At 58.1% G+C, this 11,926-nt stretch carries 17 protein-coding genes; 8 read left to right on the top strand and 9 right to left on the bottom strand.

The annotated features are described in order from the left end of the window. The first annotated feature begins 38 nt into the window (after positions 1–38). The 3 genes from LIX15_RS32900 (at position 39) to LIX15_RS20725 (ending at position 1,795) form a co-directional block, all read left to right on the top strand. Positions 39–173: a DUF7128 family protein gene (locus LIX15_RS32900; RefSeq protein WP_265338392.1), complete on the top strand. Its 135-nt coding sequence runs from the start codon at positions 39–41 to the stop codon at positions 171–173. 359 nt (positions 174–532) lie between these two features. Beyond that, entirely contained in the window at positions 533–1,447 is a 915-nt protein-coding gene (locus LIX15_RS20730) for a cation diffusion facilitator family transporter (protein WP_227775470.1), read from the top strand. A 171-nt stretch (positions 1,448–1,618) separates the two neighbouring features. Further along, the gene (locus LIX15_RS20725) at positions 1,619–1,795 is read left to right on the top strand and encodes a hypothetical protein (protein WP_227775469.1); all 177 of its coding nucleotides are present in this window, start codon (positions 1,619–1,621) and stop codon (positions 1,793–1,795) included. Here LIX15_RS20725 and LIX15_RS20720 read toward each other — a convergent pair. Continuing rightward, positions 1,787–2,035, bottom strand: a complete 249-nt coding sequence (locus LIX15_RS20720) for a DUF7508 domain-containing protein (RefSeq protein WP_227775468.1) — start codon at positions 2,033–2,035, stop codon at positions 1,787–1,789. The genes LIX15_RS20725 and LIX15_RS20720 overlap by 9 nt on opposite strands. 1 nt (position 2,036) lies before the next feature. Continuing rightward, positions 2,037–2,465, bottom strand: a complete 429-nt coding sequence (locus LIX15_RS20715; protein WP_227775467.1) for a DUF5796 family protein — start codon at positions 2,463–2,465, stop codon at positions 2,037–2,039. 107 nt (positions 2,466–2,572) lie between these two features. Between LIX15_RS20715 and LIX15_RS20710 the strand changes: the two genes are divergently transcribed. The 3 genes from LIX15_RS20710 to LIX15_RS20700 are packed head-to-tail and all read left to right on the top strand — an operon-like array spanning position 2,573 to position 4,881. Beyond that, positions 2,573–3,652 (top strand): CNNM domain-containing protein, encoded by a 1,080-nt coding sequence (locus LIX15_RS20710; protein ID WP_227775466.1) that lies wholly within the window; start codon positions 2,573–2,575, stop codon positions 3,650–3,652. Between the two features lie 57 nt (positions 3,653–3,709). Continuing rightward, positions 3,710–4,618: a shikimate kinase gene (locus LIX15_RS20705; RefSeq protein ID WP_227775465.1), complete on the top strand. Its 909-nt coding sequence runs from the start codon at positions 3,710–3,712 to the stop codon at positions 4,616–4,618. Then, positions 4,615–4,881: a chorismate mutase gene (locus LIX15_RS20700; RefSeq protein WP_227776940.1), complete on the top strand. Its 267-nt coding sequence runs from the start codon at positions 4,615–4,617 to the stop codon at positions 4,879–4,881. The genes LIX15_RS20705 and LIX15_RS20700 overlap by 4 nt, the downstream gene beginning before the upstream one ends. A gap of 123 nt (positions 4,882–5,004) precedes the next feature. Here the strand turns inward: LIX15_RS20700 and LIX15_RS20695 are convergent, their stop codons facing one another. Genes LIX15_RS20695 through LIX15_RS20685 form a run of 3 tightly spaced genes read right to left on the bottom strand, consistent with a single transcriptional unit; the run spans position 5,005 to position 7,698 of the window. Next, positions 5,005–5,499 carry a hypothetical protein gene (locus LIX15_RS20695; protein WP_227775464.1) on the bottom strand — a complete coding sequence of 165 codons (495 nt, stop codon included), beginning with the start codon at positions 5,497–5,499 and terminating at the stop codon, positions 5,005–5,007. A gap of 2 nt (positions 5,500–5,501) precedes the next feature. Then, positions 5,502–7,244, bottom strand: coding sequence for an FAD-dependent monooxygenase (locus LIX15_RS20690; protein ID WP_227775463.1), 1,743 nt, complete (start codon positions 7,242–7,244; stop codon positions 5,502–5,504). Beyond that, entirely contained in the window at positions 7,237–7,698 is a 462-nt protein-coding gene (locus LIX15_RS20685) for a DoxX family protein (RefSeq protein ID WP_227775462.1), read from the bottom strand. The genes LIX15_RS20690 and LIX15_RS20685 overlap by 8 nt, the downstream gene beginning before the upstream one ends. 86 nt (positions 7,699–7,784) lie before the next feature. Between LIX15_RS20685 and LIX15_RS20680 the strand changes: the two genes are divergently transcribed. After that, positions 7,785–8,477 (top strand): helix-turn-helix domain-containing protein, encoded by a 693-nt coding sequence (locus LIX15_RS20680; RefSeq protein WP_227775461.1) that lies wholly within the window; start codon positions 7,785–7,787, stop codon positions 8,475–8,477. Positions 8,478–8,726: 249 nt separating this feature from the next. Here LIX15_RS20680 and LIX15_RS20675 read toward each other — a convergent pair whose 3' ends face one another. Further along, the gene (locus LIX15_RS20675) at positions 8,727–9,728 is read right to left on the bottom strand and encodes an arsenic resistance protein (RefSeq protein WP_227775460.1); all 1,002 of its coding nucleotides are present in this window, start codon (positions 9,726–9,728) and stop codon (positions 8,727–8,729) included. 287 nt (positions 9,729–10,015) lie between these two features. On the opposite strand from LIX15_RS20675, the gene LIX15_RS20670 reads away from it, so the two are divergent. Continuing rightward, positions 10,016–10,291 (top strand): hypothetical protein, encoded by a 276-nt coding sequence (locus tag LIX15_RS20670; RefSeq protein ID WP_227775459.1) that lies wholly within the window; start codon positions 10,016–10,018, stop codon positions 10,289–10,291. Here the strand turns inward: LIX15_RS20670 and LIX15_RS20665 are convergent. The 3 genes from LIX15_RS20665 to LIX15_RS20655 form a co-directional block, all read right to left on the bottom strand. Then, positions 10,248–10,448 (bottom strand): hypothetical protein, encoded by a 201-nt coding sequence (locus LIX15_RS20665; RefSeq protein WP_227775458.1) that lies wholly within the window; start codon positions 10,446–10,448, stop codon positions 10,248–10,250. The genes LIX15_RS20670 and LIX15_RS20665 overlap by 44 nt on opposite strands. Positions 10,449–10,578: 130 nt before the next feature. Further along, positions 10,579–11,109: a DUF2243 domain-containing protein gene (locus LIX15_RS20660; RefSeq protein WP_227775457.1), complete on the bottom strand. Its 531-nt coding sequence runs from the start codon at positions 11,107–11,109 to the stop codon at positions 10,579–10,581. Positions 11,110–11,188: 79 nt separating this feature from the next. Further along, positions 11,189–11,869, bottom strand: coding sequence for a carbonic anhydrase (locus LIX15_RS20655; protein WP_227775456.1), 681 nt, complete (start codon positions 11,867–11,869; stop codon positions 11,189–11,191). Positions 11,870–11,926 lie beyond the last annotated feature (57 nt).

Raw genomic sequence — 11,926 nt, 5'->3', positions numbered from 1 at the left:
CAGAAACGCATTTGTCCGAGGATGACCTGATTTCAATTATGGTGACTCAAACCCAGCGCGACGACCAAACGTGGTATCGCTGCGAGGAGTGCGGGTTGCTGTTCGACGATCGAGGAGACGCTAAACAGCACGAGACGAACTGCGACGCGGAAGACCCCTCCTATATCCAGTAGGTGATTCGGCCGACCGACTATTTTCGATTCGCGCAGGCAAAGTATTGAAAGGGCTCGCCGACCTTTACGTTCTATGGGATACGACACAACTATCGGTTGGTCTCTGTTTACGTCCGGCGTCGTCACACTCCTCCTGAGATGGCTCCCCTACCCTTCGGTTTATTGGGGAATCGGACTGGTTGTGGTCGGATTCCTCATCATGAGCCGACGAATATTGTAGCGAACAAGGACAGGTTCTCGACGAGCGCTCGTTTCAGGCCTCTTCACCGGCACGAAACGTATTTTTAGATTCGCTCAAAACCGTGGTTTGTTAACTCTAATGACCATATTCATAATCGTGGCCGAAAAGTAACGGACGAATGGCCGACCACCGCACCGAGTTTCTCAAAGCGTCGTGGATCAACGTCATCACGAACGTCCTCAAAATCGTGGTCGAGGGCGGACTCGGACTGGCGTTCGGAAGCCTCGCGCTCGTCGCCGACGCCGCCCACTCCGTCGCCGACCTGTTGGCCAGCGCGGTGGTGTTGGTCTGGGGTCGCCTCTCGTTCGAAGACCCGGACGAGAATCACCCGCACGGACACGAACGCGTCGAACCCCTTACCGCCCTGTTCGTCGGCGGGATGCTCATCCTCCTCGGTCTCCAACTGCTCGCCGACGCGTGGCAGACGATCCTTTCCACTCCCGAATCGCACTACAGTATTTACCTCGTGGCGGCGCTCGGATTCGCGTTCGCCGACCGCTACTTCTGTTACTGGTACACGAAACGCGTCAATCGGGAAGTCCAATCACCCGGCCTATCCGCACTGGTCGCCGACAGCAAAAACGACCTTTATACGACCGGCGCGGCGGTCGTCGGCGTAGCGGGGATGGCGGGTGGATATCCCATTCTCGACCCAATCGCAGGCGGATTGGTTAGTCTGCTCGTTATCAACCAAGGTATCGAAGTTTCGCGCGAAAACGTCGATTACCTCATCGACTCCGCCGCCCCGGAACACGTCCGCGAGAACTTGCGGAACGAGATTCGAACCCACGACGACGTTCACGGGGTTCACGACTTTACCGTGTATCACGCCGGAACCGTCTACGAAGTCGAGTTCCACGCCGAGGTGTCGGCAGACCACAGTTTCGTCGAAGCCCACGACATCGAAACCGACCTCAGAAACGCGCTCATGTCGCGTGACGAAGTCGGCGACGTTCACATCCATTTGGACCCGGCAGGGATGGGCGAATGGAAAGATGCCGATGAAAAGCGAGTGTCGTCGTCCGCGAACTGACGCTCCACGACGCGATACCCAACAGGCCGAGCGGTATCGCCCCATTTCCGAGTAGTAACTGATTCAGCGTTTCTTTCATACCGAACCGTTCGAAGAGGCACGAAAGTCGATTCCGTGTCGTGATCAATTCGGTTCGACAAATTTAGGCCCCGGCCGCAGAAAATTAGATGAATGTCCGCAATCGAAACCTATCTGACCGCAATTATTTCCCTCCTCACGCTCATCGCCGCGCTGTTGGTCGGCGTTGTCGTCAGTCTCGGTGAAATTGCGATGATGAGCGCGGTTTTGGTGCTGGTTCTGCTTTCGGTCGTATTCATGGCGGTTCACGCGGAACGAAGTTCAGTCTAATTCCGCCCGTTCGCGGTGTTCGTCGGCCAATCGTTCCGCGTGTTCGCGCGACTGACAGGCCTCCCAGCGAACCTGTTCGGCCCCACTGTAGGCCAACTCGGTTTTCAGTTCGTCGCGCAGGACGCCGCTGTCGATGGTCTCTATTTCGCCGTCGGAACCGAGTTCGTACATCCCCCACCGTTCCGGGGCGCTCCCGACTGCCGCCCTGTCGAGCGACCGCCAACGCTTTTTGAGGGGCATCTTACCCCTCGTTGACGAACTCGAACGAGCGCTCGCCCAGTTCGTCCTCCTCGAAGACGAAGACGCGACCGCGGGCGATTTCCGGATCCGCCTCGACTTCGACCGCGTAGCCTTCCGAGCGAACCGTCACACCGGGGAATAGCTCTTCTTCCTCGCCCGGTTCTATGATGATTCGCCCGACACCGGTCGAGTCGAGGATTTCGTCGTGTGTGTCCCGGTCGTTGACGTAGGTCATGACGCCCTCCGTCTCGGTCGGGTCGGTGACGAGAACTTGAATAAGTTTACCGGGTTGGGTTCTGAGGGTGTCCTGTACCTTTTTCGGAACCCCGTTGTAGAATGCTTCTCGTCCGTCGGTGTATTCGACGACGATACCGTCCTTTGTGAGTTCGACGCCGAGTGTATCGGGGGAAATGTCGCTCCGGACGCTCATACTTCGCGTTTGGGCGGGGACGGGGAAAAGACCCGCGTTCCCCGATACATCTTTCAGTTCAACACCGGCCGCGGGAATCAAATAACTGGGTCGGGTACTGCCGACCAATGGAATCTACCATAATAGCCGTGCGACTGCTCGCCGGACTGCTATTGATTCTGGCGAACGCCTTCTTCGTCGCCATCGAATTTGCACTCACTCGGGTTCGTCAGTATCCGGAATCAGAGTTCGACACCCCCGGTCTGCGGCGGGCGTGGGAAATGACTGACAATCTCGAACTGTACTTGACTAGCTGTCAAGTCGGTATCACCGCGTCCAGTATCGCGGTCGGTATCGTCGCCGAACCGGCGCTGGAAGCCATCTTCGAGCCGCTATTCGCAAACACGGCACTCGCATCAATTGGGACAGGGGCACTCATCGCGTTTCTCATTATCAATCTTCTTCACCTAACACACGGAGAACAGACGCCAACGTATCTCGGAGTTGAACGCACGAAGTTTGTTTGCCGGTACGGAGCGACGCCGCTGTACTGGTTCTACCGCGCTATCGCCCCGGTAATCACGCTCGGTGACGGAGTGGCAAAATGGACCCTGCGACTGTTCGGCGTGGAAATCACGGGTGCGTGGAAAGACGCCGAAACCGACGCCATCGAATCGCGCGCCGACCTTCGAAACAAACTCGGGGACGTGCTCGAACAGGGCGATGTCGCCGACGAACGCTACCAAGAAGTGATGAACGCCCTCAAAATCGGCGAAATTCCGATTCGAGACATCATGATTCCGAGCGAGGACATCGTTTCGCTCTCGACAACGGATTCCCTCGAGGCAAACCTCGAACGCGTGAAAAACAGCACGCTCACGCGATTCCCACTCGTCGGGGAATCGCTCTCGGACTACCGCGGCAACATCTACATACCGGCACTGTATCGCGCCGACGGGGAACTTAAGTCGGGTGAGACCACGCTCGAAGAGGTTGCGCATCCGCAGATGACCATCGCGGCCGACACCACCATCAGCGACGCGGTCGACCTGTTTCAGGTTCAAAATCAGGAGCTCGCGCTGGTGTTGGAAGACGGCGAAGTCGTCGGCCTCGTCACCGCGACCGACGCGCTGGAGGAAGTCATCGGTGAGCTAAGCGACCCTACCGACGAGCAGACGGACGGACAGACCGAAACGACCGCAACGTAGGCCGTCACGAATTGCGTCTACCGCCACCCTGAAGCGGACACCCTGCGAAGCGCGGCCATGAACGGACGCGCCACAGCACCCGCCGCCGGAACCGTACTCAACGCACTCGCCACGGGCGTCGGGTCGGCGTTCGCCATCGACGCCTACACGACAGCCGAGGTCTCACTGGACGACTCGGAAGTAATTCGGGGCGAAATCGCGACCGCACCGGATGCCGACACGCGACTCATCGAGCGCTGTGTCGAACTGGTTCTCGAATCCGCCGACGGAGATCCGTCCGTCATCGAAGGCTCGTCCTTCGACGACCATTCGTCGCTCGGTGCGACGGTTCGCACAGAAAGCGAGGTTCCGATGGCGTCCGGGCTGAAAAGTTCGAGCGCCGCCGCGAACGCCACCGTGATGGCAACCCTGGCAGCACTCGATGTGGAGGTGGGGCGAGAGGACGCGATAATGAATCGGGAAGACGCCTGCCGACTGGGTGTGCGGGCCGCCCGCGATGTCGGCGTGACCGCGACGGGAGCGTTCGACGACGCCAGCGCGAGCATGCTCGGAGGCATTACGGTCACCGACAACGAGCGCGACGAACTCCTCGCTCGGGACGAGATTTCGTGGGACGTGCTCGTCTTTACCCCCCCTGAGCGAGCCTTCTCTGCGGATGCGGACGTGTCGCGCTGTCGGCGAATCGCGCCGCTGGCCGAACTGGTCGCCGACCTCGCGCTCGACGGCGACTACGGTCGAGCGATGACCGTCAACGGATTTGCGTTCTGCGGCGCGCTCGGCTTTTCGACCGACCCGCTGGTTTCCGCCCTGCCGGATGTCGATGGTGTTTCACTTTCGGGCACCGGTCCGAGTTTCGTCGCCGTCGGGGGACGGGAGGTTTTAGAGGGAGTACAAGAAAGGTGGGAGTCACTGGAGGGCACCACGTGGCTAACGACGACGCAAACAGACGGGACCCGAACGATATGAACCTCGCGGAACTCCGCGACGAGATAGAGTCCATCGATCGCGAAATCGTGGAACTCATCGCCCGGCGAACCTACGTCGCGGAGACGGTGGCGCGAGTGAAATCCATCGAGAACATTCCGACGACGGACGAGGGGCAAGAACAGAAGGTGATGGACAGAGCAGGGGAGAACGCGGAGCGATTCGACGTGGATTCGAATCTGGTGAAGGCTGTTTTCAGGCTCCTCATCGAGTTGAACAAGGTAGAGCAACGGGAGAGCAGATAGCCAAATTCGGGCATTTCAGTGCAAATACTTCCGTTCAGATAGTCAATTCTTCTTCCGGCAGTTGCGCTTTCCTTTCGCGCTCGATGAGTGAGAGTCCAGATCGATATCCGCGTAATGCATTCCTCACCCGAGCGAGAACCAGACGACGAGTGTGAATTCCAAGACGACGACCCCGAGATTCGCGGCGAGTCCGAGGTGGTGCTGAACGACGAGTTCCCTTACGCCGCGCCGCACCGACCGTATGTCTGCGTCGCTCGACGTGTTTTTCACCCGATTGACTGCTCCGACGATATCTCCGAACACGAGGGAGTAACCCGAAATGCCCCAGTAGTACGCGATGGTGAGCACCGAAGGCCAACTCCAACCGCGTTCGAACCCTTGATAGAGTAGTGCGGCCGTCCCGAACAGTATCACGAATCCGTACGACGGAGGGAGGACGGGGATGAGGTGCTTGACTACTCGATGGACGAACCGCACGTCGTCATCCTCGACTGCGTCCGCCTCCTCATTGAACGCCAACGCCAACACGAACCGCTCGATTCGGGAGAGGATGTAGAAGATGGCGGTTCCGAACGTGAACAGCGAGAGGATTACCCCGGATACGAGTTCGAGCGCCATCGCTACCTCGGACCGACCTCGGAATTATCGTCGCACACGTGGAGACAGTCGGAGAGATACGCTGTAAGGGGAGCGGCCTGTGGCGGCTGGCTCCAGAATCCTACGTAGTCGTCGGGACGGACCAGATAGAGGGTTGAAACCGTGGCATCGTATTGTGAGTGAAGTTGGCCATCTACATCGACCAGTACGGAGACACCTGAACTCTCCGGAGTATCACCCGCGCCCTCGGGGACGAGTACGTACGGGTGGATTTCGATACCACCGAAACCAGCCACTTCCTCGGCGAGGTGAACTCCCGAATCGACGTCGGCAGTTCCGTCGCCCGCGAACAACAGAAGTACGAAGCCCGTCTGTCCGTGAATTTCTCGGTACAGCGACGTCTTGGTCCCGTCCAGGTGACGGCAAGATCCGTCGAGAATGCGCTCGCCAGCCTTCGGCGCGCGCCACGAATCGTCGATTCGATTGCGTACGTCTCGTGCCGACGTCGAATCTGAGAATCCGGCGAGTGGGGAATCGACGTGAACGGCGGCCAGCGAACTCCCGCGGTAGGCGTCGTCGAGTTGCGTCATCGTTCGAAGGATACGTGCTTGAATCCCACTAGACCGAAGCACGCGAGGGAGAACGAAGTTCCGAACCGCCTTCATCACCGGGTTTGCGGTGACGAGTATCGATCCGGACGTCCCTGTCTTATCGAGGACGGACTTCGCTATCGGTTTTCGCTCCTCCTCGTAAGTGTCGAGCAGCGCATTCGAGGCGACCTCCTGGCACACGAGGGCGAGTTTCCATGCGAGGTTGTACGCGTCTTGGATGCCCAGATTCATCCCTAACCCTCCGAGTGGGTTGTGGACGTGGGCTGAATCGCCCGCGAGGAAAACCCGGCCACTGCGATAGCGTGACACCATGCGTTGATTGACGACGAAATTCGACGTCCAGGGAGCATCGTGGAGCGTGACGTCCCGGTGGCTCGTCCGCTCGCGGAGCAATCGCTGGAGAACGTCGATAGTAGCCTTCGGTCGCTCCACCTTCGGGATGGGAGTGACGTCGATGAACAACCGCCACAGGTCCTCGCCCGGCATCGGCAGGACGGCCACGACGCCCTCCTCGTGGAACCAGATGGACGCTTCGGTGCTAGGTAGCTCCCAATCGGCCTTCGCGTCGGCGACCAAGATCTCTTGCTCCGTCGTCACGCCCTCGAATTCCAGACCAAGCGTTTCGCGGACGTGACTGTGCGCGCCGTCGCACCCGACGAGCCTATTAGCAGTGATTTCCTCGGTCCGCTCTTTACCGTCCTCTCGGTGTCGGACCGTCGCGGTGACTCTGTCGTCCCGCTGACCGAACCCGACGAGTTCGCGCTCGAATTCGATCTCACCCCCTAACTCGGCTAGTCGGCTTCCGAGGATATGCTCAGTCCGGTTCTGCGGAAGGAACCAGATGAACGGATACGGCGACGGAGGATGCACGTTGTCCATATCGAGTTGGAATAACGCCTCGTCGTCATCGTAGGCGGTTGCGCCGGTGACGCGAACCCCCTCCTCTAATACTTCATTCAAAACCCCCATGTCCTCGAACGCTTGAAGCGTTCTGGGTTGCATCGCCAGTGCCCGTGAGGTCTCTACGGAGCTGTCTTCCTTCTCAATGAGTCGGCAATCGACGCCGCGCCGTCGGAGTTCGATAGTGGCGGTCAAACCGGTCGGCCCCGCACCGACGATCAATACGTCCGTCTCGCTTAAAATGGAGTCAGTCACGGCGTTCCTCCTGTTTCGACTTCTTCGCCACTCGCTCCCAAGCCCGCCCGGTTGCAAGTAGTCCGCCAATCAACAACGCGGCTGGCCGACGGGGGTTCGACAAGGAGTCGGGCGCACGGACGAGTTCTGTATAGACCGCTCCAACCATGGTTCCGACGGTGAGTACACCGCCCACAACGCCGAACACAGGACGAACTCGACCAGCGAGGAGTCCTATACCGCCGAGCGTCTCGACGATGCCAGTCACGAGCCGGAACCACTGTGGGTACCCCCACTGTTCGAAACTCTGAACTTGACGGTCAACACCGGCGAGTTTCGAGCCACCGCTGAGTAGCATTACCCCTCCGAGAAGCAATCCGACAGTATTCAGAAGCCGTTCACAAAGAGTGAGGGTCTCAACTTCGGTATCGTGTCGCTCGTCGTCTTGGGTTCGAGTCACTCTCTTCATACTCATGTGGCTGTACGCAGGGTAGGAAGATTCAACATTTGCCTAGTACTATCGGTGATTCATGTACAAGGGAGGAGAACGAAGATGATTCCATGCGCTCGAAAAGGGACGAACAGGATAACGGACAGCGTATGAGGGCAGTCACGTTCACCCTCGGACAGTCGAACGGATCCCACATCGCGTATCGGATGTTCGATGCAGATTCAGAGTTCGAAAGAGAACGAATCTATCATCTCAACGTCTTAGAAGACGAGACCGTCGTTCTGCTCGGTAGACTGCGGGGTGACTTAGAGAGAGCGAAACCGTTATTGGAAAAGAACGAGGACGTGCTCGGCTACAGCATCTCAAGCCAAGAGAATTCAGGTGGACTCGTGTACGCACACGCCCGACCACCGCCGGAGGTCAAGCGGTTCTTGGAGCTTCCACGGTCCTACGAGGTGTTCTTCGACTTCCCTATCGAGAGTACCGGCGACGGAGGACTCCGAGTGGTGATGGTTGGCGAGACAAATGGCGTGCTACAGGAGGCTCTCGCCGACGTCCCAGCCGAACTCGACGTCACCGTAGAGCGAATCGGCGCGTATCCAGAGGCCGGGGGGAATGTCGTGGCGTTGTTGACGGACCGCCAGCGAGAGGTGATGGATGTCGCTCTGGACCTGGGTTACTACGACGTTCCGCGTCAGGCGACTCACCGCGATATCGCTGATCGAATGGGGCTCTCGGTCGGGACCGTCGGCGAACACCTACAGAAAATCGAGTCTCGGGTATTCAAGGGAATCGTCTCCTGATACGCCAACCGCTGGGCGACTGATATCTCGGCGAATCGTCGATTTATATGTGGCGGGTTGCTCGGCGCTGTTACGACCGCTATCGGAGGATCTGAAACATGGAATCTGGTAAATTTCGACCGAATGTGTTACGGATTTCAGCTACCTGAACAAGGTCGAGCAGCGCGAAAGTAGAGAGCAAATATAGCGATACTTTTCGAAAATATCCACCATTTCCGGCGAAAACGAGTACAAACCAAGTAGAGACCCTCAATCACGAATTGTGTGCTCTGAATGTGAAGACGAGGTCGAACCGTCGGGAACGAGCCACGCCGGAACGACGCGCGTGAGCGCGACCATTCCAGCCAGTTCGACGAGGGTCTGCGTCACGACAACAGCAGGAGCCAACTGATAGCCTGCTGGAAGCGCGAGTGCGAGCGGGAGCACGACCAAGGAATTACGAGTAACCGACGTAAACACGAGTGCCCGACCCTCGCCGACGGCCATCCCCAGCAGTCCCGCCGCGAGCCGTCCGAGCATCGGCATGATGACGAGGAACGCGACGTACACCGGAACGACGACCGCAATCTGATCGATTGAATCTTGTACTCGGGGAAGTTGCGAGGCGATGACGACGAACAGCGTCGCTCCCATCATCGGGACAGGAAGCCACCCCATCGTTTCCTGCCAGTTTTCGCCCGCCGAAGACTGTTCTGCCCATATTTCGGTGAGCCACGCGAGCGTCAACGGAAGTGCGATAATTATCAGAAATGCTTCGATGAACGGCTCTGGCTCGATGGCCTCGGCGACCTCCGCACCCATGAACAGCCACAAGTACACGGGGAGCAACAGAAGTTGGAGGAGCATCAGTGCTGGCGTGGTCGCGGTGATCTGTTCGGAGTCACCGCCCGCGAGTTCGGAGAAGGTGATAACGTAGTCGATACACGGCGTCAGGAGAACCATGAATGCGCCGACGAGGATGGCGGGTCGCTGCGGGAGAAACCGAGTGAGCGTCCAGACGACGACGGGGACGACGAGGAAGTTCATTCCGAGTGCCGCCGTGATGAACCGTCCGTTCCGAAACGCACGGCGGAGCCGAACGAACGGAATTTCGAGGAACGTAACGTAGAGGAGGACGGCAAGTACTGGGTCAATGAGCCGCTCGAAAAAAGAAGTCGAGTTCGGACGGCCGGTTCCGACGCCAATAGCGAGGAGAACGAAGACCGCATAGGCGACGACCTGATGCCGTTGGAGCCGTTTCTTCGTATCCATCTACACGATTACTTTGGGGATAGTGAGTAAACCATTGTTGCTCTATTCGTAATCATATCGTGTATATCGAAACCTCGAAAGACAGTAGTTACACCACTCGTACGAATTACCGTCTCGTAGTCGCCAACAAATTGATTTGTCAGACGATGCAAGGATTAGGTGATGAGCACGTTGCCGCCCGGTCCGAGCGGACTCCCGGTCGCCGGTAGCACGCTTTCGTTCGTGAGAGACCCGTTCATCACCCACGAACGGGGCCGTGGAGCAAAATTCGGAGCTCAACCCCGCTCATGGCGCTCGTTTTCCTGTTCTGGAACGCGTTCCTCTCCATCCCTTCGATTGGAAGCGGCGAGGGAGACTCCCCCGCGTTTCTGTTCATGTTCATCTTCGCGCCGTTCTACATCGTCGGGTACGGACTGCTCGCTGGCGGAGAGTACTGGTTCGGAGGTTGCAACGTGTCGCTCCCCCATTTCGAACCGATAACCGAATTGGAAGGGTGTTCGATGGAGTGCAGCCTCCTGCTTAGGAGGACTTCTTTTTGCCACGGCGAAGGGCCCACAGCGTAATGACGAGTCCTTCGATTCTCGCAACCGTGTAAACCCACGGTTGCACTTCGACGTCCGAACCGTCCTTGATAGAATGCTTCATTCCGAAATCGACGACGTTTTGGGGAAACAGGAACTCGAAAACGCCGAACACCGTCAACAGCAGTCGAACGAGCATGCGAAATAGTTGTCTTTCTCCCAGAATAACTGTTTGGTGAGCGGTTAGAATCCGTGATCGGGTTGTATTTTCGTAGCTTTCGTATTAATACAGCAGTGATTCGTGCTGTCCTCTGGATTCGACTCTCCGTTCACGTCGGTTCCGTTTCTACCTCGGGTGCGACCGAGACGGCTTCGTCGCCCCGAACGATGGCGTAGCCACCGATTACGAACAGGATTCCCCAAACCAAAAACGCGCCATCCCACAGGAGGACGGAACCGGGACCCGCCGGCCACACGTGGTGGATACCGAGCAGATGGTGGTTTACGATTCCTTCGCCGAGATTGAACAGGCCCCACCCGGAAATCACCGACCCGAATAGCGTTCGACCGGACCGGGGAACTGCGGGTCGTCGCCATGCCCTCCAGAGGAGGACGACGCCGAGAACGGTGAAGATGTACGTTGCGACGTGGAAGAAGCCGTCGGCCATCATATTCAACCGCAAATCGTTTGCAATGCTGGGGTCGTGGTGAGAAGACAGCATGTGATGCCACTGAAGGATCTGGTGGATTACGATGCCGTCGAAAAAGCCACCCAACCCCAATCCGAGAAGAACTCCGGCCTGAACGAGTGGTTTTGCGCGTTTTCGGAGGCCCAGCCACGTCCCTTCGCGGTCACTCATACTTTGGAATCCAAGCGAAAGGTGGAAAAGCGTCGTGCTTGCTAATACCACGTGCCTGCCGACAGCGTCGTGGAATCGTTTAGTACTCCCAGAGTCGTCCGATCCGCGACGCGATTCGCGGATGTTCCTCACGCAGTTTTTCCACGGCGGTTTCGCCGTTGACGTTGATGACGTGGACTTCCCCGCGACGGTCGGAGTAGGCGTCCTGAAAGTCGTACACGACGCCGACAGCATCGACTTCAGCGGGAACGTCGTCGCTGTCAGCGAGAAACTCGACCTGCCTATCGACGTTGTACTCTACGAGTCGATTAACAGCCTCCGCTCGAGCAAGGTTCGAAGGAAGCGATTCGACTCCCGACTCGAGACGTGGTTTCAACAATGAAAGACAGTGTTCGATACCGGCGGGTTCGGAGACGCCATCGGTCAGTTCGTCGTAGGTTGCCGTAACGGCACCACAGCCCGTGTGTCCGACGACGATAATGGTGTCCGTCCCCGTGTGTGCGACCGGATAGAGAACGTCGCCCGAAACGACTTCGCCGGCGTCCGTTCGTTGGACGACGCGGTTTCCGATGTTGCCACAGGTGAAGATTCGTCCGGGGTGATCGTTCCCCCACATGTGATCTTGGAGAACGCGGGAGTCCGAACAGCAGACGGTGACCACGTTCGGACGTTGGGAGTCCTGAACGTCGTCAAACCGGGACTGAAATTCGTCCGCGTGGGTGGAATTGCTCTCCAGCAGTTCGATGAGCGTCTGGCGCATAGTTGAACAAAATCGCGTCACCAAATATGTTGATCGGTATTTTCGTGGAGCGGGCTA

This window comes from Haladaptatus pallidirubidus (assembly GCF_020700235.1).
In the GTDB taxonomy this organism is placed as follows: Archaea; Halobacteriota; Halobacteria; order Halobacteriales; family Haladaptataceae; genus Haladaptatus; species Haladaptatus pallidirubidus.
Note: the sequence above shows the minus strand (reverse complement) of the source record. Positions and strands in the feature narration are given on the sequence as shown.